General features: G+C 60.1%; 18 protein-coding genes, 1 tRNA gene and 1 pseudogene. 11 read left to right on the forward strand and 9 right to left on the reverse strand.

Annotation, left to right across the window (positions count from 1 at the left end; translation table 11 throughout):
- Nucleotides 1-6 precede the first annotated feature (6 nt).
- The 3 genes from AC19YT_RS23305 to AC19YT_RS23315 all read right to left on the reverse strand — a co-directional run bounded on the left by AC19YT_RS23305 (nucleotide 7) and on the right by AC19YT_RS23315 (nucleotide 2,549).
- A complete protein-coding gene (locus AC19YT_RS23305; protein ID WP_095109856.1) occupies nucleotides 7-561 on the reverse strand; it encodes a GNAT family N-acetyltransferase in 555 nt (184 codons plus the stop codon).
- Between the two features lie 25 nt (nucleotides 562-586).
- Nucleotides 587-1,051, reverse strand: coding sequence for an LEA/WHy family protein (locus AC19YT_RS23310; RefSeq protein ID WP_095109855.1), 465 nt, complete (start codon nucleotides 1,049-1,051; stop codon nucleotides 587-589).
- Between the two features lie 67 nt (nucleotides 1,052-1,118).
- Nucleotides 1,119-2,549: a nucleobase:cation symporter-2 family protein gene (locus AC19YT_RS23315; RefSeq protein WP_256576615.1), complete on the reverse strand. Its 1,431-nt coding sequence runs from the start codon at nucleotides 2,547-2,549 to the stop codon at nucleotides 1,119-1,121.
- Nucleotides 2,550-2,711: 162 nt separating this feature from the next.
- On the opposite strand from AC19YT_RS23315, the gene zapE reads away from it, so the two are divergent.
- Entirely contained in the window at nucleotides 2,712-3,833 is a 1,122-nt protein-coding gene (gene zapE / locus AC19YT_RS23320; RefSeq protein ID WP_500600132.1) for a cell division protein ZapE, read from the forward strand.
- A 26-nt stretch (nucleotides 3,834-3,859) separates the two neighbouring features.
- Nucleotides 3,860-4,348, forward strand: a complete 489-nt coding sequence (locus AC19YT_RS23325; protein WP_500600134.1) for a GNAT family N-acetyltransferase — start codon at nucleotides 3,860-3,862, stop codon at nucleotides 4,346-4,348.
- Between the two features lie 144 nt (nucleotides 4,349-4,492).
- Here the strand turns inward: AC19YT_RS23325 and AC19YT_RS23330 are convergent, their stop codons facing one another.
- The 3 genes from AC19YT_RS23330 to AC19YT_RS23340 all read right to left on the reverse strand — a co-directional run bounded on the left by AC19YT_RS23330 (nucleotide 4,493) and on the right by AC19YT_RS23340 (nucleotide 6,907).
- Nucleotides 4,493-4,714 carry a hypothetical protein gene (locus AC19YT_RS23330; RefSeq protein WP_500611097.1) on the reverse strand — a complete coding sequence of 74 codons (222 nt, stop codon included), beginning with the start codon at nucleotides 4,712-4,714 and terminating at the stop codon, nucleotides 4,493-4,495.
- Between the two features lie 138 nt (nucleotides 4,715-4,852).
- Complete coding sequence (locus tag AC19YT_RS23335) at nucleotides 4,853-6,598, reverse strand: phosphoethanolamine transferase CptA (RefSeq protein WP_095109851.1); 1,746 nt, start codon at nucleotides 6,596-6,598, stop codon at nucleotides 4,853-4,855.
- A gap of 141 nt (nucleotides 6,599-6,739) precedes the next feature.
- Nucleotides 6,740-6,907 (reverse strand): DUF6026 family protein, encoded by a 168-nt coding sequence (locus AC19YT_RS23340; RefSeq protein ID WP_176465131.1) that lies wholly within the window; start codon nucleotides 6,905-6,907, stop codon nucleotides 6,740-6,742.
- Nucleotides 6,908-7,138: 231 nt separating this feature from the next.
- Here AC19YT_RS23340 and gnd point away from each other — a divergent pair, with 231 nt between their 5' ends.
- Together gnd and zwf are read left to right on the forward strand one after the other, a co-directional pair.
- A complete protein-coding gene (gnd, locus tag AC19YT_RS23345) occupies nucleotides 7,139-8,155 on the forward strand; it encodes a phosphogluconate dehydrogenase (NAD(+)-dependent, decarboxylating) (RefSeq protein ID WP_500611098.1) in 1,017 nt (338 codons plus the stop codon).
- Nucleotides 8,152-9,672 carry a glucose-6-phosphate dehydrogenase gene (zwf, locus tag AC19YT_RS23350; RefSeq protein WP_500611099.1) on the forward strand — a complete coding sequence of 507 codons (1,521 nt, stop codon included), beginning with the start codon at nucleotides 8,152-8,154 and terminating at the stop codon, nucleotides 9,670-9,672. Before gnd ends, zwf begins: the two co-directional genes overlap by 4 nt.
- Before the next feature lie 31 nt (nucleotides 9,673-9,703).
- On the opposite strand, the gene nhaB is transcribed toward zwf, so the two are convergent.
- Nucleotides 9,704-11,206, reverse strand: coding sequence for a sodium/proton antiporter NhaB (gene nhaB, locus AC19YT_RS23355; protein WP_500611100.1), 1,503 nt, complete (start codon nucleotides 11,204-11,206; stop codon nucleotides 9,704-9,706).
- Between the two features lie 236 nt (nucleotides 11,207-11,442).
- On the opposite strand from nhaB, the gene AC19YT_RS23360 reads away from it, so the two are divergent.
- The 7 genes from AC19YT_RS23360 (at nucleotide 11,443) to AC19YT_RS23390 (ending at nucleotide 20,028) form a co-directional block, all read left to right on the forward strand.
- Nucleotides 11,443-12,732: a hypothetical protein gene (locus tag AC19YT_RS23360; RefSeq protein WP_500611101.1), complete on the forward strand. Its 1,290-nt coding sequence runs from the start codon at nucleotides 11,443-11,445 to the stop codon at nucleotides 12,730-12,732.
- 165 nt (nucleotides 12,733-12,897) lie between these two features.
- Entirely contained in the window at nucleotides 12,898-13,539 is a 642-nt protein-coding gene (gacA, locus tag AC19YT_RS23365; RefSeq protein WP_095109846.1) for a response regulator transcription factor GacA, read from the forward strand.
- Between the two features lie 2 nt (nucleotides 13,540-13,541).
- The gene (gene uvrC, locus AC19YT_RS23370) at nucleotides 13,542-15,365 is read left to right on the forward strand and encodes an excinuclease ABC subunit UvrC (protein WP_095109845.1); all 1,824 of its coding nucleotides are present in this window, start codon (nucleotides 13,542-13,544) and stop codon (nucleotides 15,363-15,365) included.
- A gap of 33 nt (nucleotides 15,366-15,398) precedes the next feature.
- A complete protein-coding gene (pgsA, locus tag AC19YT_RS23375) occupies nucleotides 15,399-15,959 on the forward strand; it encodes a CDP-diacylglycerol--glycerol-3-phosphate 3-phosphatidyltransferase (protein WP_095109844.1) in 561 nt (186 codons plus the stop codon).
- 67 nt (nucleotides 15,960-16,026) lie between these two features.
- A tRNA-Gly gene (locus AC19YT_RS23380) sits at nucleotides 16,027-16,102 on the forward strand.
- A 223-nt stretch (nucleotides 16,103-16,325) separates the two neighbouring features.
- Nucleotides 16,326-18,167, forward strand: a complete 1,842-nt coding sequence (locus AC19YT_RS23385) for a tyrosine-type recombinase/integrase (protein ID WP_048392768.1) — start codon at nucleotides 16,326-16,328, stop codon at nucleotides 18,165-18,167.
- Between the two features lie 1,552 nt (nucleotides 18,168-19,719).
- Nucleotides 19,720-20,028, forward strand: coding sequence for a carboxymuconolactone decarboxylase family protein (locus AC19YT_RS23390; protein ID WP_373345695.1), 309 nt, complete (start codon nucleotides 19,720-19,722; stop codon nucleotides 20,026-20,028).
- A gap of 222 nt (nucleotides 20,029-20,250) precedes the next feature.
- Here AC19YT_RS23390 and AC19YT_RS23395 read toward each other — a convergent pair.
- A pseudogene (locus tag AC19YT_RS23395) lies at nucleotides 20,251-20,406 on the reverse strand (IS5/IS1182 family transposase); the annotation flags it as partial.
- Between the two features lie 439 nt (nucleotides 20,407-20,845).
- Complete coding sequence (locus AC19YT_RS23400) at nucleotides 20,846-21,118, reverse strand: glutathione binding-like protein (RefSeq protein WP_500611102.1); 273 nt, start codon at nucleotides 21,116-21,118, stop codon at nucleotides 20,846-20,848.
- Nucleotides 21,119-21,191: the final 73 nt, after the last annotated feature.

A 21,191-nucleotide genomic window follows, 5' to 3' on the forward strand; every position in this document is an offset into this window, starting at 1 on the left:
CGCTGGCTACAGGGGGGTGTTGCTGCGCAGCCATTCTTCGCGGGTGATTTCCCAGGTGTCGCAAGGCAAACGCCCGCAGACGAAATCGCCGTCACGGGTGGCGATCAGGCGCATGCCGGCGCGTTCGGACATACGCCGCGAGGCCTGGTTTGGCGCGGCCTTGGGTACGCGCATCAGCGGCCGTTCGAGGACCTGGAACCAGTACGCGGTCACCACTGCGCTGGCCTCACTCATCAGGCCCTGGCCCTGCCACTGCGGGCCCAGCCAGAAACCGCGGTGGTTGTCCTGCTCGTCCATCAGGCTGATGTTGCCGATCAGTTGTTCGGGGGCGCTTTTGAGGCGCAGCGACCAGTGCCACTCCTGGCCCCGGGCGATGGCGGGCAGGGCAATGTCGCGCAGGTAGGTCAGCGCGCCGTCCGCCGGGTAAGGCCAGGGCACCAGGGCATTGAGGTAGCGCACTACGTCCCAGTGCGCGAATTGTTCCTGGATGGCATCGGCGTCGGCCAGCTCCAGGGGCCGCAGGATCAAGCGTTCGGTATGGAAAGTGGGGGTGACGTCCATGGCAGCGGGGCTCCTTGTATTGAGGCTAGGGCGCGGTTGCGGGCAGGCTGAGGTTGCCGCGGTCGACGAAACGCATCGTACCGAACACCCCCCCGGCGAGCTTGCCCCGCAGCACGTAGGGCAGGTTGTCCAGGCTTTGCCCCTGGCGCAGGCCCAGGGTCTGGCGCAGCACGGAGAACGCCGAAATACTCACCGGCACCGTCAGCAGCCCTTCGGAAAAACGCGGGATCGAGCCCGTTTGGTTGCTCACGCCGCTGGCCAGCGGGCGGCCGTTGACTTCCAGGTCCAGGGCCGCACCGTTGTAATCGATGGCGCGCTCGTTGGGGTTTTGCAGGCGCAGCTTCACCGCGAAACGCAGTTCCAGCTCCTGGCTGGGCAATGGCTCGATGCCGACCACGTTGATGCGCAGCGGGTCGCGGTCGGGCAACAGGGCGCAGGCGCTCACACTCAGCAGTAACAGGCAGCAGGCAAGGCGCAGGATAGGCGGCATGGACGTTGCCTCGCAGGCGATGGGCAGGGCCGGCCACAGTGGCCGGCCGTTCAAGCATAGGACGCGATCAGCCCTCAGAGGTTCGCGCCGGCACGTCCGGGTTTTGCATGATCTTGAGGGTGGAGGCCTCGGGGTCGAATTCGTCTTCTTCCAGTTCGATGAATTCTTCGGGCAGGAAGATGTTCAGCAAAATCGCGCAGAACGCGCCCACGGTGATCGGCGACTCGAGGATGTTGTGCAGGGCCTTGGGCAGCTCGCGCAGCACTTCGGGCACGGCGGCCACGCCCAGGCCCATGCCCAGGGAAATGGCCACGATCAGCATGTTGCGCCGATGCAGGCCGGCCTCGGCGAGGATCTTGATCCCGGCCACGGCCACGGTGCCGAACATAATCAGTTCGGCCCCACCCAGCACCGGTTTGGGCATCAGTTGCAGCACGGCGCCGATCATCGGGAACAGCCCCAGCAGCACCAGCAGCCCGGCAATGAAGAACGCCACGTAGCGGCTGGCCACGCCTGTCAACTGGATCACCCCGTTGTTCTGGGCGAAGGTCACCATGGGCATGCTGTTGAAGGTGGCGGCCATCACCGAGTTGAGGCCATCGGCCAGCAGGCCCGACTTGATGCGGCGGATGTACACCGGGCCCTTGACCGGTTGTTGGGAAATCATCGAGTTGGCGGTCAGGTCACCGGCCGCTTCCAGGGGCGAAACCAGGAAAATCACCGCCACCGGCACGAACGCCACCCAATCGAAGGAGAAACCGTACTTGAACGGCACCGGCACGCTCATCAGCGGCACCTCCGGCATGCTGGAAAAATCCACCTGGCCCATCAGCCACGCCACCACGTAGCCCAGGGTCAGGCCGATGACGATGGCGCCCAGGCGCAGAAATGGCACGTCGATGCGGTTGAGGATCACGATGGTGCCCAGCACCAGGGCCGCCAGGGCCAGGTGGCTAGCGGCGCCCAGGTCGGTGGCGCCAAAGCCGCCGGCGATGTCGGTCATGGCCACTTTTATGAGTGATAAGCCCATCAGGGTGATGATGGTGCCGGTGACCACCGGGGTGATGAGCTTGCGCAGCTTGCCGATGAACTGGCTCAGGGCCACTTCGATAAACGCGGCGAAGAAGCACACGCCGAAAATCGTCGAGAGGATTTCATCGGTGCCGCCACCGCGGGCCTTGACCATGAACCCGGCGCTGAGAATCACGCTGATAAAGGAAAAACTGGTGCCTTGCAGGCACAGCAGCCCCGACCCCACCGGGCCAAAGCGCCGCGCCTGGACAAAGGTGCCCAGGCCGGAGACGAACAGCGCCATGCTTATCAGGTAGGGCACTTCGCTTTGCAGGCCCAGGGCGCTACCCATGATGAGGGTGGGCGTGATGATGCCGACAAAGCTCGCCAGCACGTGCTGGAGGGCGGCAAAAATGGTCGACATGAAATCGGGGCGATCGTTGAGACCGTAGATCAGGTCGCTGCGATGAAGGGGCTTGTCAGACACAATGCGAGGCCGGGTCAGAAAATGGAGGCGCAGAATGCCAGCAGGTGCCCGCGGGGGCAACGCGAAATGCCGCTGAATCGTCTCTGCAACCGGTGGGATCGCCAGTAAAGTGATGGCGCCGTGGCATACTGCCAGGCTTGCCCTGAGGACACGCCGCCGAACATGCCCTTCGATTCCCCATTGAGCGCCTATCAATACGCCATCGACCAGCAAGGTTTCGTCCCCGACGCCGCCCAGCACCGTGCCGTGCAGGCCTTGCAACAATGCCATGAGGCGCTGCACCAAGGTCGCGGGCCCGTAACCGGCGTTTATCTCTGGGGGCCGGTGGGGCGCGGCAAGACCTGGCTGATGGACCAGTTCTACCAGAGCCTGCGGGTGCCAGCACGGCGCCAGCATTTTCACCATTTCATGGGCTGGGTGCACCAGCGTTCGTTCCAGTTGAGCGGCATCGCCGACCCATTGCAGGCCCTGGCCCGGGAACTGAGCGCCGAGGTGCGGGTGCTGTGCTTCGATGAGTTGTTCGTCAATGACATCGGCGACGCGATCATCCTGGGGCGCCTGTTCCAGGTCATGTTCGACGAGGGCGTGGTGCTGGTGTGCACCTCCAACCAGCCGCCTGACCAGCTCTACGGCGACGGTTTCAATCGCGAGCGCTTCCTGCCGGCGATTGCCGCGATCAAGGCGCACATGCAGGTAGTGGCGGTGGACGGCAGCGAGGACCATCGCCTGCATCCGGGCGCCGGGGTGCAACGCTATTGGGTTTGCGCCGCGCCAGAGGCGAGCCGGATGGACGCGGTGTTCACTGAGCTGGCCCAGGGCCAAGCGGTGTCCAGCACACCCCTGACGGTGGGGTATCGACCCTTGGCGGTGGTCAAGGCCAGCCCCGCGGTGCTGTGGTGCCGTTTCGCCCAATTGTGCGAAGAACCCTTTGCCGCCATGGACTTCATGGCCCTGTGTGATCGTTTCCGCGCCATTTTGCTCAGCGACGTGCCGTGCCTGAGCGCACAACAGCGTCCGGGCCGCATCGCCCGTGGCACCGAGGATGGCGCGGTGCGGGTCGAGGCTGGGGACCGGGAACTGCCGCAACTGTCGATCCATGACGACAGCGTGCGGCGCTTCATTGCCCTGGTGGACGAATGCTACGACCGCAAGGTGCCGCTCTATATCGAGGCCCGCGTGCCAATGGCCGAACTCTACACCGAGGGCTACCTGGCCTTCGCGTTTCGCCGCACCCTAAGCCGTTTGCAGGAAATGCAGATGCAACGTTTTGCCGCTCACCCATGACCGCCACCACAGGACCAACACTGCAAATGGACGCCGATATCCTGGTTCTCCAGGCCAGCTACACCAACCCCACCCACGCCGAAGCCATCCGCCTGGTGCTCAACCACTACGCCCTGGACCCCATGGGCGGCGGGGAGCCGTTGTCCGCCGATGTGCTGCACAACCTGCCGGACGAGCTGGCCAAACGCCCCCATGCGTTCAGCGTGCTGGCCTTTGTCGGCGGCGAGCCGGCGGGGTTGGTCAATTGCTTCGAGGGGTTTTCCACCTTCGCCTGCCGGCCGTTGGTCAACGTGCATGACGTATCGGTGGTGGACAAGTTCCGCGGCTTGGGGCTGAGCCAGAAGATGCTGCAAAAGGTCGAGGACATCGCCCGCCAGCGCGGCTGCTGCAAAATCACCCTGGAAGTGCTAGAGGGCAATGCCGTGGCCCAAGCCTCCTACGGCAAGTTCGGCTTCGCCGCCGGCATGTTCGACCCGGCCCATGGCCGGATGCTGTTTTGGACCAAGGCGTTGTAGCGGCAATAAGGAGGGGGCGACCTCACCTGGGTGGGAGCGGGTTTACCCGCGATAGCGCTGGGTCAGGCGACATCAGCTTTTCTGACACTGCGCCATCGGCGAGTCGCCGCCGGGCCAGATCCGCTCCCGCAGGTCTTGCGGCAATCACGCCTTGGGCGTCTGTTCCTGGGCACCGCTGGTGCTCATGGGGGTGTCTTTTTTCGCCTTGTCGGCGGCCAGGCGTTGCTCGGCGTTGCCGTGCAGTTGCTGTTGGCTGACTTTGAAGGTGTCCCAGAACTCACGGGAGCGCTCGGCGCCGCCTTCGGCGAAAGCGGCGCTGGTGCTGGCGGTCATGAGGGCGGCGAGAAGCAAAGTGGAGATTTTCATGGGGTATTTCCTGTCATGGAAGGGAAGGGAGCCTCGTACTCGATGTGAGGCATGGGGGCAGCATCCGGCCCTTCAATTAAGTGCCGGTTAACCGGCCCTGACAGGTAATGCGAGGGCCGGAACCGGCCCCCGAGTGGGTTACTTCTGCACGACCGCAGTGGGCACTGGGGCGACCTTGGGCTTTATCAGGCTGAAGTCGATCATGGCCCGCTGCTTGCGCTCGAACGGGTTGCCGATCAGCAGCGGGCGGGGTTTGAAGCTGTCGCTGACCAGGCTTTTGCTGTCATCCAGCTCATCAGCGCTCAGGCCTGCCAGGTCGGCCCAGGTGTGGATCAGGTTGGAGCTGCTGTAGGGCCGGCCGGTTTCGCCAGTGAAGTCCCATTCGTGGTTGGCGCGCCACTTGGGCGAGGCCCAAGCCATGAACGGAATGGTGTACATCGGTGCCGTCGGCTTGCCTTCGTTACGGCCCAGGGTGCTGTGGCCGGCGGAGTCGAACACGTCTTCACCGTGGTCGGAGAGGTACATCAAAAAGCCATTGGGGTCGTTCTTGGCGTAGTCCTTGATGAGGCTCGACACCACGAAATCGTTGTACAGCACCGCGTTGTCGTAGCTGTTGTAGGTCGGCAACTGGTCGTCGCGCACGCCCTCGGGCACACCCTGGCGGTCGGTGAACTTGTCGAAGCTAGGCGGGTAGCGGTACTGGTAGCTCATGTGCGTGCCCAGCAGGTGCACGACGATAAACTTGCGCTCGGCGCCGTCGGCCAGGGCCTTGGAGAAGGGTGCCAGCACGTCGCCGTCGTACTGGCGGGCGTTCTGGTTGCGGTTGTTGTTGAGGTACACGCGCTCGTCGGCTTGTTCGGAGAACGTGGTGAGCATGGTGTTGCGCTTGGTCATGGTCTGCTGGTTGGTGATCCAGAAGGTCTTGTAGCCGGCCTGCTTCATCACGCTGACCAGCGACGGGGTCTTGAGGTAGTCGTCGGGGTGGTCTTCGTCGGCGAAGGTCAGCACCTGCTGCAACGCCTCGATGGTGTAGGGGCGCGGGGTAATGACGTTGTCGAACACCGCCAGTTCATCGCGCAGCTTGTCCAGTTCCGGTGTGGTCTGGCGCGGGTAGCCGTACAGGCTCATGCGCTGGCGGTTGGTGGATTCGCCGATCACCAGCACCAGGGTGGCCGGTTGGTTGGCCTGGGCGTCCTTGAGGTTTTTCAGGGGGGCGATCTTGCTCACGTTCTCGAGCATGCCCTGCATGTTTTCCAGCTGATGGGTGTAGCGCCGATACGCCACGATCATCTGCCACGGCACGGCGGGTTCGATGCGAGTCTCGAACTTCTCGATGGCGGTGGTCAGGTCGTCGGTCTTGATGATCTGGCGCACCAGTGGGTAGCCGACCACCGCGACGAGGATGGCCATGGCAGCCACCATTGCCTGCTTCCTGGGCAGGTACACCGGGCGCAGGCGTGTCCACAGGAAGAGCGCCACGGCGGTGTGGGCGATGAAGCCGAGCACGATCCACCAGGCGAAATATTGCGTCAGGTACTCGCCCGCTTCAGAGATGTTCGACTCGAACATGATGAAGATGACGCTTTGCGAGAATTCCTGCTGATAGACGAAGAAGTAGCCCAGGCTGGCCATCGAGCAAGCCCACAGGACCACGCCTATCAGCCCCGCCAGCAAGCGCGTGCGCGCCGGGAACAGCAGCATCGGCGCGAGCCAGATGGCGCTCATAAAAAAAGCTTGGCGGAAACCGGAAAAACCGGACGTGCCGGTGAAGAGAATCAGTGCCTGGGTAATGCCGGAAAAATACCAGAAGAACAGGAATAACCAGCCCAATCCTGCCCAATCGAAGCTTTTCGCAGACTTTTCGCTGCGTTCAAAAGTTGCCATCAAGCGCTCCAGGCGATTAATCAGATCGGCTGCTGAAGTCGCTCAAGGCGCCAGCCACCGGGCGCCGCTCGCCAGACGAGCGGCCAGAAGAGGCCGGAGTATCACCAAGGGCTTGTGAAAACTTTGTGAGTTGAAGCCCTGCTAGGCGGTTGCTGGGCTGGCCACGTTGCGGGCCTGTTGCAGGCGCTCTTGCAGTTCGGCGACCTGTTGGCGCAACTGCTCGCGTTCGGCCTTGAGTTGGCGCAGCTCATCGCGGCGAACGCTGACGTACAGGGTTTGTGCAGGTGCTGGCCTAACGAGCGCGCCCATGGCGGACCTCAATGTGCAAAAGATGTGTACTGGCGCCCCGGGCAGGTGCAAGGGTGCAATCGGCGCTGATTTTGGTTTTTTTCTGGAATAAATGGAACTTTTTTATTTTTCACTGTCCCTGTGTCTTCGTCGATATTTCTGACGTGATACCGCGTAGTTATCTGCTTGAAGGGCTGGTGCATCTGTGGATGTGCCGGATTAACCCTCGTCAGCGTCCTTGCGCTATAACCTTTGACACACCTTTTTAGTGGTAAGGAGCATCAGCACATGCAACTGGGGATTGTTGGACTGGGCCGCATGGGCGGCAACATTGCACGACGCCTGATGCTCAATGGCCACACGACTGTGGTCTACGATCGCAACACCGATTTTGTCGACGCCTTGACTGCCGAGGGCGCCACCGGCGTGGCGGACCTCGCGGCCCTGGTGGCCGGCCTGCAACAGCCGCGTGCGGTGTGGGTCATGCTGCCGGCCGGCGCGCCCACCGAAGACACCATCGAGGCCCTGAGCCAACTGCTCGATGCGGGCGATGTGATTATCGATGGCGGCAACACCTTCTATAAGGACGACATCCGCCGCGCCAAGGCCCTGGCGGCCAAAGGCCTGGAATACATCGACGTCGGCACCTCCGGCGGCGTCTGGGGCCTGGAGCGCGGCTACTGCATGATGATCGGCGGCGATGCCGGCGTGGTGCAGCGCCTCGACCCGCTGTTCGCCACCCTGGCCCCAGGCCTGGGCGACATCCCGCGCACCCGCGACCGCGTCGCCACGGATGACCGTGCCGAGCGCGGCTACATCCACGCCGGCCCGGCCGGGTCGGGGCACTTCGTCAAGATGATCCACAACGGCATCGAGTACGGCATGATGCAGGCCTTCGCCGAGGGCTTTGACATTCTCAAGACCAAATCCAGCGAAAACCTGCCAGAAGAACAGCGTTTTGACCTGAATGTCGCTGATATCGCCGAAGTCTGGCGCCGCGGCAGCGTGGTGTCGTCCTGGCTCCTGGACCTGACTGCCGACGCCCTGGCCAGCGACCCGAAACTCGACGGTTACTCTGGCGCGGTGGCCGACAGCGGTGAAGGGCGCTGGACCATCGAGGCGGCCATGGAGCAATCGGTGCCGGTGCCGGTGCTGTCCAACTCGCTGTTTGCCCGCTTCCGTTCCCGCCAGCAAAGCACCTACGGTGACAAACTGCTCTCGGCCATGCGTTTTGGCTTTGGCGGCCACGTCGAGACCCCGAAAAAATGACCGCCCCGGGAAAGGGCCGCACCCCCGAGCCGGCGCCGCCGACCACGTTGTTCCTGTTCGGCGCCCATGGCGACCTGGTCAAGCGCCTGCTGATGCCGGCGCTGTACAACCTGAGCCGTGACGGCCTGCTGGGTGAGGGGCTGCGCATTGTCGGCGTGGACCACAACCCCATCAGCGACGCCGACTTTGCCCTGAAGCTGGAAAACTTCATTCGCAACGAGGCCGCAAGCAAGGTCGGCAACGGCCAGGACTCCCTCGACCCGCAGTTGTGGGCGGCGCTGGCCAAGGGCATCAGCTACGTGCAGGGGGATTTCCTCGACGAGCAAACCTATCGGGATTTGGCGGCGAAAATCGCCGCCAGCGGCACCGCTAACGCCGTGTTCTACCTGGCCACCGCGCCACGGTTCTTTACTGAGGTGGTCACCCGCCTCGGTGCGGCCGGGTTGCTGGAGGAAAGCGACGAGGGGTTTCGCCGGGTGGTGATCGAGAAGCCGTTCGGCTCCGATCTGCAGACCGCCGAAGCACTGAATGCCTGCCTGCTCAAGGTGATGACGGAGAAGCAGATCTACCGTATCGACCATTACCTGGGTAAGGAAACCGTGCAGAACATCCTGGTCAGCCGGTTTTCCAACAGCCTGTTCGAGGCGTTCTGGAACAACCACTACATCGACCACGTGCAAATCACCGCGGCGGAAACCGTGGGCGTCGAGACCCGGGGCAGTTTCTACGAGCACACCGGCGCGTTGCGGGACATGGTGCCCAATCACCTGTTCCAGCTCCTGGCAATGGTGGCCATGGAGCCGCCCGCTGCCTTCGGCGCGGACGCGGTGCGTGGCGAGAAGGCCAAGGTGGTGGGGGCGATCCGCCCCTGGTCGGTTGAGCAGGCGCGGGCCAACTCGGTACGCGGCCAGTACGCTGCGGGTAAGCGTGACGGGCAGCCCTTGGCCGGCTATCGCGAGGAGCCCAACGTCGCTCCCGACAGCACGACCGAAACCTTTGTCGCCCTCAAGGTGATGATCGACAACTGGCGCTGGGTGGGCGTGCCGTTTTACCTGCGCACCGGCAAGCGCATGAGCGTGCGCGACACGGAGATCGTGATCTGCTTCAAACCTGCGCCCTACGCGCAGTTTCGCGACACCGAGGTCGATGAGTTGCAGCCGACCTACTTGCGCATCCAGATCCAGCCCAACGAGGGCATGTGGTTCGACCTGCTGGCCAAGCGCCCGGGGCCGGAGCTGGAAATGGCCAATATCGAGTTGGGGTTTGCCTACAAGGATTTCTTCACGATGCAGCCGTCCACGGGTTACGAAACCCTGATCTACGACTGCCTTACCGGCGACCAGACGCTGTTCCAGCGCGCAGACAACATCGAGAACGGCTGGCGTGCCGTGCAGCCGTTTCTCGATGCCTGGAAGCAAGACGCCAGCGTGCAGGCTTATGCCGCCGGCACCGACGGCCCGGCGGCGGGGGATGAACTACTGGCCCGCGACGGGCGCGTCTGGCATCGCCTGGGGTGAACCAACCGCTGCGGGTTCTCCCGCAGCGTCCTTACAGCCAGAAACTCACCGCGTACCAGCCCAACACCCCCATCACCGCGGTGTAGGGCAGGGCCATCCACACCATGCGCCCGTAGGACAGGCGCACCAGCGGGGCGATGGCCGAGGTCAGCAGGAACAGGAACGCGGCCTGGCCGTTGGGCGTGGCCACGCTGGGCAGGTTGGTGCCGGTGTTGATGGCAACCGCGAGCGTCTCGAAGTGTTCGCGGCTCATGTGGCCCAGGGCGAAGGCTTCTTTCACTTCAGTGATGTAGATGGTGGCGACGAACACGTTGTCGCTGATGGCCGAGAGCAGGCCATTGGCGATAAACAGCATGCCCGGTTGCTGCGCCGGCGGCAGGGCCAGCACCCATTGGATCAGCGGGGTGAACAGTTGCTGGTCGTGGATCACCGCCACCACCGCGAAAAACACCACCAGCAGCGCGGTGAACGGCATGGCGTCTTTAAAGGCGTTGCCGATGCGGTGCTCATCGGTGATGCCGGTAAAGGCGGTGATAAGCACGATCACCATCAGGCCGATCAGGCCGACTTCGGCAATATGCAGTGCCAACCCCACGATCAGGATCAATGCAGCGGCGCCCTGTACCAGCAGGGCGGCGCGTTGGCGCTGGGTGCGTTGGGCGTTGTCCTGGGCGGCGTAGCTGGCCAGGACGGCGCGCACGTTGTCCGGCAGCAGGGTGCCGTAGCCGAACCAGCGCAGTTTCTCCAGCAGCACGCAAGTCACCAGGCCCGCCGCCAGCACCGGCAGGGACACTGGGGCGACTTTTAGAAAGAACTCGGCAAAATGCCAGCCCATCTCATGGCCGATCAACAGGTTCTGCGGCTCGCCCACCAGGGTGCATACGCCGCCCAGGGCGGTACCGACCGCGCCGTGCATCAATAGGCTGCGCAGGAACGCGCGAAACTGTTCCAGGTCTTCGTGGTGCAGGCTCGCCACGCCATGGTCCTCGCTGAAAGGGCTGTCCTGGCGTGGGTCGCTGCCCGAAGCCACGCGGTGATAGACCGAGTAGAAGCCCACCGCGGCGCTGATAATCACTGCGGTGACGGTCAAGGCATCGAGAAACGCCGAGAGGAACGCCGACAGAAAGCAGAACAGCAACGCCAGCAACGCCTTGGAGCGCACCCCCAGCAATAGACGGGAGAACAGGAACAGCAGCAAGTCCTTCATGAAGTAGATGCCGGCCACCATGAACATCAGCAGCAGGATCACCGGGAAGTTGTGCAGCAATTCCTCATACAGCGCCTGGGGCGTGGTCATGCCCAGCAGCAGGGCCTGGACCATCAGCAGCCCGCCGGGGATCAGCGGGTAGCATTTGAGCGCCATGGCCAGGGTGAAAATGAACTCGGCCACCAGCAGCCAGCCGGCGGCTACCGGGCCGACCGTCCAGAGCAGCAGCGGGTTGAGGATCAGGAACGCGACGATGCTGGCTTTGTACCAGCGTGGCGAATGCCCGAGGAAGTTGTGCGCGAACGCCTGGGCCATTGAACCGGACATCGGCCGCTCCTTGAGTGGGAAAGGTGCGCAACTTGCCGTAACAAAATTGGAATATCAAGTGCGCTGATGATGTGCTTTGGCGCGCAGGTGGGCGGGCAGTGGCACAAAAAGTCACTTATTTGGCTTTTATGGAAGGTAAACCTGCAGCTTCTGACAGTAGCCGGCCCCGGGGCCTCTCTGTTGAATGGGGGCCACTTGCCCACCACGACCGGTTGGCTTCAGGGGGTGCAGTTCAAATGACTCAAAGGGTGCATTGGCACACGGCACAGGCGAGGCCTTCAGGTGCTGGCCGGTTGGATGCCGGGTTCGGCAAGGCAGGGCTGGCGCAGGTGTACTTCCCTGGCAGCACCTCGAGCCTGGCCACCGGCGTAGCGGTTTGCCCGGACGGCAAGTTGTTGGTGGCGGCCAAGGTCGGCACCCACCAGGGTTATCGCTTCGGCCTGGCCAGGCTCAAGGCCGACGGTTCGGCGGACCTGGGTTTTGGCGAGCAGGGCGCGGTCATCGGCCAGTTCGAGGGCTGCGGCGATGCCATGGCCGCCGGTGTGGTACTGCTGGCGGATGGGCGCATTCTGATCCATGGCTTACAGGACATCAGCGCGCAGCACAGCCTGCCGGCGCTGGCGATGTTCGATGCCCTGGGCCATCTCGATCGCCGCTTCGGCGATGGCGGCAAGCGGGTGGTGCATTTGCCGGGGCAACTGTCGGTGAGTACGCGTGACCACTGGGTGCCTATGGGGACGCCCGGCACAGAGGTCAGCGGGGCGTGCGTCCAAGAGGACGGTGCGATCTTGCTGCTGGCCAATCATCACTATGCGTTGGCCAACCATGTCGGCGTGCTGATCCGCGTGGGCGCCGATGGTGAGTTGGACACGGCGTTCAACGGGCGCGGCTTTGTGATCGTCAGGCGCGCGCTGGCCAACACTTGGCTGGGGGGTGTCCACCTGCAGGCCGATGGCCGCGTGCTAGTGGCCGGGGCCAGCGACTTGCCGCCTCAAGGCCTGCTGGCCCGCTACAACCCCGATGGCAGCCCGGACGCGCAGTTTGGCGATGGCGGTATGGCGATCTTCCACCTGGCGAGCCAAAGCAATCGGTTCCGCCAAGTGCTGGCCCTGGCGGATGGACGCTTGCGTTCCGTGGGCCATACCAACGATCCACTGCTAGCCATGGCGCGGGGCGTGCAGGGGGATGGTGGCCCGGACCTGGGGTTCAATGATGGCCAGGCTTCGCTGATCGCCATCGGCCACCAGGGGTGCCAGTGGACGGCAGCCACGCTGCAAGGTGAACAACTGATCGCTGTAGGGTCGACTCAGGGCGGTTTTGAGGCAGACATTATCGTGGCGCGTTGGGCGCCCGGCGGCACACTTGACCCAGGTTTCGGCCAAGGCCGGGGCTGGGTCAGGACGCGCCTGGGCCCAGGGCTGGACACTGCAACGGCTGTCGCCCTGCAAGAGGACGGGCGGATCGTGGTGGCCGGCCATTCGCTACAGGGCAACTTCAGGGCCGTGGTCGTGCGGTATATGGGTTGAGCCTGCGACCATTGGCAGCAGTGCGAGCCCTTTTCCGGGGCGCTGTGGTTTTATCTGCACTCATAGCGTATTGATACTCTTTATATAATCTGTGCAACTAGGTCTGTCGGCTGGTTTTTGCTAAGGTGTCCGGCAACTAATAAGACCATATCGCGAGGTGTCTGCTTGATTAGGGTGCTAGTGGTCGATGACCATGATCTCGTTCGTACAGGCATTACACGAATGCTGGCTGACATCGATGGGCTGCAAGTCGTCGGCCAGGCTGAGTCGGGAGAAGAGTCCCTGCTCAAGGCGCGGGAACTCAAGCCTGATGTGGTGCTGATGGACGTCAAGATGCCGGGCATCGGTGGCCTTGAAGCCACGCGCAAAATGTTGCGCAGCCATCCGGATATCAAGGTGCTGGCGGTAACGGTGTGCGAAGAAGACCCGTTTCCTACGCGATTGCTCCAGGCCGGCGCGGCGGGCTATCTGACCAAGGGTGCAGCCCTGGCGGAAATGGTTCAGGCAATTCGCCTGGTGTTTGCCGGGCAACGCTACATCAGCCCCCAGATCGCCCAGCAATTGGCGATCAAATCGTTCCAGCCCACCAGTGATTCTCCGTTCGACTCGTTGTCCGAGCGCGAGATCCAGATCGCCTTGATGATTGTGGGCTGCCAGAAAGTGCAGATTATTTCCGACAAGTTGTGCCTGTCTCCCAAGACAGTGAACACCTACCGCTACCGCATATTCGAGAAACTCTCGATCAGCAGCGATGTTGAACTGACATTGCTGGCCGTTCGCCACGGGATGATCGATGCCAGCCTCTGACAATGACTGACGTATTTGATCCCGGTGCTTTTCTTTCTACCTGCAGCGGCCATCCCGGCGTGTACCGCATGTTCGACAGCGATGCGCGCCTGTTGTACGTCGGCAAGGCGAAGAACCTGAAGAAGCGCCTGGCCAGTTATTTTCGCAAGACCGGCCTGGCCCCCAAGACCGCCGCCCTGGTGGCGCGCATCGCGCAAGTCGAGACCACCATCACCGCCAACGAAACCGAGGCGTTACTGCTAGAGCAGACGCTTATCAAGGAGTGGCGGCCGCCCTATAACATCCTGCTGCGCGACGATAAGTCCTATCCCTACGTCTTCCTGTCGGACGGGGAGTTCCCGCGCTTGAGCATCCACCGTGGCGCCAAGAAGCAGAAGGGCAAGTATTTTGGGCCGTACCCCAGCGCCGGGGCGATTCGCGAAAGCCTGAGCCTCCTGCAAAAGACCTTCTTCGTGCGCCAGTGTGAAGACAGCTACTTCAAGAACCGTACCCGTCCGTGCCTGCAATACCAGATCAAGCGCTGCAAAGCGCCTTGCGTTGGCTTGGTGGAACCCCAGGTCTACGCCGAAGACGTGCGCCACTCGGTCATGTTCCTTGAAGGACGCAGCAATGCCCTGACCGATGAACTATCCGCAGGTATGGAGCAGGCTGCCAGCACCCTGGATTTCGAGCGCGCGGCGGAGTATCGGGATCAGATATCCCTGTTACGTCGTGTGCAAGACCAGCAGAGCATGGAAGGCGGTACTGGCGACGTCGATGTGGTCGCAGCGTTCGTCAATCCGGGCGGAGCCTGTGTGCACCTCATCAGTGTGCGTGGCGGCCGGGTGCTGGGCAGCAAGAACTTCTTTCCGCAGGTGGGGATCGATGAAGCGGTGTCCGAAGTCATGGCAGCGTTCCTTGGCCAGTACTTCATCAGCAGCCCCGAGCGGGACTTGCCGAGCGAGTTGATCGTCAACGTCGTGCATGAAGACTTCCCGACCCTGATCGCTGCCATTTCCAAATTGCGTGGACGTGAACTGACCATCAGCCACCGGGTGCGCGGCACCCGTGCGCGCTGGCAGCAACTGGCGGTGACCAACGCCGAGCAGGCGCTGGGTGCCCGGTTGGCGAACCGCCAGCACGTTGCTGCGCGCTTCGAAGCCCTAGCCGAAGTCCTCAATCTCGACGAGCCGCCACAACGCCTGGAGTGCTACGACATCAGTCACTCCAGCGGTGAGGCGACCGTGGCTTCGTGCGTGGTATTCGGGCCGGAAGGGCCACTGAAGTCCGATTACCGGCGTTACAACATCGAAGGCGTGACCCCTGGCGATGATTATGCCGCGATGCACCAGGCCCTGACCCGGCGCTTCAGCAAGCTCAAGGACGGGGAGGGCAAGCTGCCGGACATTCTTTTGGTGGATGGTGGCAAAGGGCAATTGTCCATGGCCCGGGACGTGCTGAACGAGCTGGCCGTGCCCGACCTAATCCTGCTCGGCGTGGCAAAGGGCGCCACACGCAAGGCCGGTTTCGAGACGCTTTATCTCAATGACGCGGCCCATGAATTCACCTTGCGCGGCGATTCTCCGGCGCTGCATTTAATCCAGCAGATCCGTGACGAGGCCCACCGCTTTGCAATTACTGGGCACCGCGCACGCCGCGGCAAAACCCGGCGAACCTCAACCCTGGAAGGGGTTGTGGGCGTAGGTCCAAAGCGCCGCCGTGAATTGCTGAAACATTTTGGTGGATTGCAGGAGCTGTCTCGTGCAAGCATCGAAGAGATCGCCAAAGCACCGGGGATCAGTAAAAAGCTTGCTGAGCTGATTTATGCAAGCCTGCACAGCGAGTAGAATCCCTCCCTTACCTTGTAGCCAGTTGTGTCGATGAATATCCCTAATCTGATCACCGTCTTACGCGTTCTGCTCATTCCGATCTTCATTCTGCTGTTCTATTTGCCCTACCACTGGAGCTACATGGCGGCCAGTTCGGTCTTCGCCTTTGCCGCTGCAACGGATTGGCTGGACGGCTATCTGGCGCGGCGTCTGGAACAAAGCACACCGTTCGGTGCGTTCCTCGACCCGGTGGCTGACAAACTAATGGTCGCCGTGGCCCTGGTGCTGCTGGTCCAGGAGCACGCCAACCTCTGGCTGACCTTGCCGGCGGCGGTAATTATCGGTCGCGAAATCGTTGTTTCCGCCTTGCGCGAATGGATGGCCGAACTCGGTGCTCGGGCCCAAGTCGCGGTTTCCAACATGGGCAAATGGAAAACTGCGGCACAAATGCTGGCGCTGGTGATCCTGCTGGCCAACCCATCGTCCTTCACGTTCTGGGTTCTCTTGGGCTATGCCTTATTGCTGATCGCCGCAGGCTTGACGCTGTGGTCCATGCTGCAATACCTACGAGCGGCCTGGCCACACCTCAAGACCGACGTTGAAAAAAAATAAAGCTTTTTTGAATCAAAGGGTTGACGAAGGAATCGATTCCTATAGAATGGCGCTCACTTACCAAGACGCGGGAATAGCTCAGTTGGTAGAGCACGACCTTGCCAAGGTCGGGGTCGCGAGTTCGAGTCTCGTTTCCCGCTCCAAATATTGCGCTGCAGAGTTCCACTGAATTCTGTAAGTGATTGAAATCAGGGCCTTTAGGCCCTTTTTTTCGTTCCAGCGGGAACCACTGAAATCCAGCACTATCCGGTGCGTTTAAGTCCAGAATTGAGTCCAGAATTCTGACGAGCACTGAATCGGTTTGTTGCTGGAGCAGTTTGCGCAACGAGACGAGCATCTGGCCCTGACTCTGTTCAGGAGCTCGCGATGGCACTCTCAGAAATGACAGTTCGGCACGCCCGAATCACCGGTAATGACTACACCCTCGGCGACAGTGATGGTCTCACACTCAATGTGACGGCCAGAGGCGGCAAAGTCTGGCTCTTCCGCTACTATTGGGCGGGCAAGCAGAAGCGCATGTCCCTCGGTAGTTATCCCCAAATTGGGCTTAAAGAAGCCCGTACCCGTCGTGATGAAGCCCGTACCTTGGTTGCCCAAGGCATCAATCCCTATGAGCATCGCAAACAACAGCGGCTTGCTGTTCATGCTGCGAAGGAGCACACCTTCGAGGCTGTGTTCAATCAGTGGGTGGAGTTCCGCAGGCTGAGCCTGAAGGAAGGGCGTCAAAGCACGCTCTCGCAGATATTGAGAATCTTCAATAAAGACGTCCTGCCCAGCCTGGGCGGGCGGTCTATCTACGATATCAATCGTCACGATCTGCTAGATTTACTGAGCAGGATCGAACAGCGCAAGGCCTTAACGACCGCCGAAAAATGCCGGACCTGGTTCAACCAATTGTTCCGCTATGCGCTGGTGAAAATCGAGGGACTGGAACACAACCCGGCTTCAGACCTTGATGTGGTCGCACTTCCCAAACCTCCTGTTACGCACAATCCATTTCTCCGAATGGACGAGCTCCCAGGATTGATGGTTGCTCTTCGAAATTACGGTGGCGCCAGCCAAACGCGGCTTGGCCTTCGGTTGTTGCTGCTGACCGGTGTCCGCACGGGCGAGTTGCGGTTGGCGACACCAGACCAGTTCGATCTGGAGAAGCGCTTGTGGGTCATACCGGCGGAAGTGGTGAAACAACTCCAGCTAGCGATGCGGAAGCCAGGTAAGCAGATTCAAAATGTGCCGCCGTACATTGTCCCGCTGTCGGTTCAGGCGCTGGAGATCGTGCGTCACTTGCTGGACCAGGTTGTCCCCGCACAGCGCTACTTGTTTGCGCATCGAAGCGACCTGAGCAAGCGCATCAGCGAAAACACGCTGAACGGCGCGTTACGCCGGATGGGGTACGCCGATCAACTCACGGGTCATGGGATGAGGGCGACGATCTCGACGGCGCTGAACGAGATCGGCTACCCGAAGGTGTGGGTGGATGCTCAGCTTTCTCATGCTGATCCGGATAAGGTGAGTGCGGCTTACAACCACGCGGAGTACGTCGAGCAGCGCCGGACCATGATGCAGGATTGGGCGAACCGTCTGGATCTATGGGGGCAGGGCCAGCTAAAAGCGGCAAGTTCTCCGCTGACTATTCGTTTAGAGGGGGCAGCTTCGTTACCTTCGTTGGAAAACGCGAACGCAAACGCCGTTCTGTACAACAGCGGCTCCCCCGCGACGACCGTCCCAGTCTCCACAATGTCCATCAGCAACGAACCGGTCCTTAATGCGGCTCAGCATCCACCTGTCCTACCTGCTCCAACGCAGACTGGACAGCTGCGCGAACCCCAGGTATCAGACATACAACGTCAGCGCGCCGAGATGCTCGCCACTTATGAAGCTTCGAGTAGTCTGCCGCTGCTTGTCTTCGCCAAGCTGGCAGGCAAATCCCGAGATCAGATCAACCGCGATATCAAGGCTCGGCACCTGCTGTCTCTGAGCCTTGGGAATCGCGGTCAGCGCATTCCTGATTGGCAGCTTGATCCACTGCGGCACAAGTTGGTACTTGCTGCCTTAGCGCGGTTTCCGGATGTTGATGGGTGGAGGCTTTATGGCGCCCTTTGTAAACCTCATGAGCGATTAAAAGGTCGCGCGCCAATCGATGTGCTTACTAAGGAGAATTTCGATGTAACCGCGCGGATCGTTTGCAGTGCCCTAGGCTCAAGCTGAGGTGCTGTCTCGTGCGGTGATAACGAATGTGGCTGCTTCCTTGGGGTCATCTAGCGCTACTCCTGAATGCGTGGACTACACACGTCGCCTGATGTTTCGGAGTTGGTCGGCTAGAGGATTCTATTGCGCAGGAAGACACCATTTGGCAATATCCCGTTCCCGCGTTCTCTTATCAGCTCTCCATCCCTCTCATTTGGGGGCTGTGTTTTTGAGGGGCGGGTAATCACCCGGCTTCGTGCCGGGTTTTTTATGCGTTCGGCAGATACGGCCGGCGGATAAACATGGAATTAATCTACCCCTCGTATGGGGTGCTAGGGGTCGAGTGTTCGAATCACTCCGTCCCGACCATATTTTTCAATGACTTAGCCCGGTTCGGAAACGACCGGGCTTTGTTGTTTCTGGGCTTTGATCATTTTGGTCACCGTTGGGTCACCGTTAGCAAAAAGCTCGTAAAGTGCCATTCGGGGCTTCGTCGCGTTGAAACCTGTCAAGGCTGATCAGTTCTGACTGTATTGGCTGCAATCTTTTCCTTTTCGCGAACTTTCTCTCGGCGAGCACTGGCTGACATCGACACGGCGAGCTGTCTTTAGATTTTTTCTGATCACCACCAGAAGGATATGGCAAATCCGGGTGAGTTCGATCACCAACTGCTTACGGTGGGTGTTTTCGTCCTGCAGCTGGCAGAGTTCCCGTACCTGTCGGAACAGTGAAGGTGGGTGGCGCCAGCCAGATGGTCTCAGGAGGCGGCGCAAGCGCGAACCCATCACGTTTGAATTGCTTGGGCGGAGGTCGTCGCGTGATGAGCATTGTGGGAGGTCGATTTTTCTGGTGTTCGGAGGCAGGCCCGAACTGGGTAGTCAGGCAAAGCTCGAAGCGAATGGCAAAGTAAGGTTTTCTCGAAGCTCGTCACATTGAGTAGATTTGATGTGGCTGCGCCCATCCATCGTGAGTGCATGCTTGCTCGTAGACGCGTCGCTACTATGACCAAGGACGCCCGTTCCTGAAGCGACACTGCCTTATCCCGATCTGAACGAGCCAAGTCGAGTTGTGTGTTAAGCAAGCATCTATGGACGCCCGGATAGCCTCTGTATATGGTTCAATCAATCTTGTGATCGCGGTGTAATTCGCAATGGAGCTTACCCAGGAGGGGGGCCGTGTCTTCGAGTAGTGCTTATCATCCAGGTCCGGTAGAACCAACTCCACAGCAGCGCTTGCTACTGATGGATGACGTGCAGTGGGAGTCGTTTATAGAGCGCTGCGCACGCCAGCTCGAGAAGGAGGGCCAATACGCGCAGGTTCTGAAGCTAGGAGGCGCAAATGACAAGGGGCGAGATATATGCGGGTACACGGTACATCCACCTGCTTCGGATACTTGGGACCTATACCAAGCTAAGTATTACAGCAGCACTCTCTCCCCGAGCCAAATCGTAGGTGAGTTGGCCAAGTTTCTTTCCTGCGTGCAGCCCCCGAAACTGTATCAGTCAACGATCAGCGTTTCCTTGCTGGCCAGGCGGCGTTTGAGGAGATCACTGGGCTGCGTTCTAGTGAATTCTTGGACGGGCTAAAGGACCTTGCTCCTGCTATAGGCCGATTTGTTATGGAGTGGGAATTTGCCGATGTCTATGGGCAGAGTTCGTTAGATCTGCGTACCAGAGAACTCATTATGGTAGCTGGATGTGTTGCGCTAGGAGCAACTGCTGCTCCCATTCTGAAACTGCGAATTGGCTCAGCCTTGCGTGCCGGTGTTTCGCGTCAGGAAATTATTGACACAATTATCCAAATAGGTATAGCTGCCGGAGTTCCTGCTGCACTAGCGGCGATTCAGTCTGCTGGAGAAGTATTTGCAGTGCTCGATGCTTAAAGTGTTATCTGTTGCTTTTTTAGTAGGGAGCTCGAGAATAAAACAAGGCTCTGCGATGTTTGGAAGGCCCGGCTAGGGGTGGTCTGAGGTAGTCATATTTTTTTGTAAAATTCGGCTGCCTTCAATTTTGAAAGTGCCGATTTGATCCAAAACGCTCAGATCACTCACTCATTCCTATCTTTATTAGCCGCCGTGAGAACCTCGCGGTGGCTATTCCCTATATTACAGGCACACCTCTCCTGTATCGCTCGCTAAATGTCGGAATGCCATCCACAGATTCGACATTGCAAATCGCGTCGCCAGATGTGCCGTGTCCTTTGCCAGGCTAGGGAAGCGTGTTTTCACAAAACTGAACTGGCTATTGATCATTGGAAAGGGTGTTAGAACTTATTCAAAATTACTTTACCGCTCGCTTCTGTAGGCTCGTTATATACGTCGCTCTGAATCGCATGCCTACCTGCAGTGGGTGTCGATGCGACTTCAATCGGGATACTACTGCCAAGCTTATCCACTGCCACTGGGACACAAAAACATAAATCTTTCTTGGGTCATTTTTCAATAAGCTCCAACATGTAAGCCTGTGCTTGCTATTGTGTAGCTGCGAAGCGACGCCCGGTCTGGCTCTGACGTAACAGCCGTATTCATCGTTAGCTGAGTAAATTTTTAAGCCTGGTTACTGACAAGCTTTTAAGCAGGTTGATCATCACTCCAGTGTTCCGTCACTTGAAGGATGTCAGCTTTGGTGGTCTTAGCTTCATGATGGTGAGAGCCATGGCAGTTTGAGAGTCTGCCACAGCTATTTGTTAAAAAGCTAAACTCACTTCGCGTCTATATCCAGCGCTAGCTTGTAACTTTTCTGGTTTTCAAGGTTTTTAATGTAGGTTTCAATATGTGGAAATTCGCTCTTGGATTTGAGCAGGTTGAGCGCGCCTTTCACCACAAATCCCAGCATGAAGTCTGCTCCTGTGAGTCTCTCCTCGATTAAAAACTTTTTGTTATTCAAGTGGTTGTTTAGATAGGAAAAAACTTTATTGAAGGCGGCCGCAAAAACTGAGTGCAACACCTGACCTTTCCGGTACGGTGCTGCCACTATGTCCTATCACGAACTCAGTATCCCCGAACGTGCGACCCTTCAACTCGGCCTTGCCCAAGGTTTCAGCCAG

It is taken from the genome of Pseudomonas sp. MF08875 (assembly GCF_059862525.1).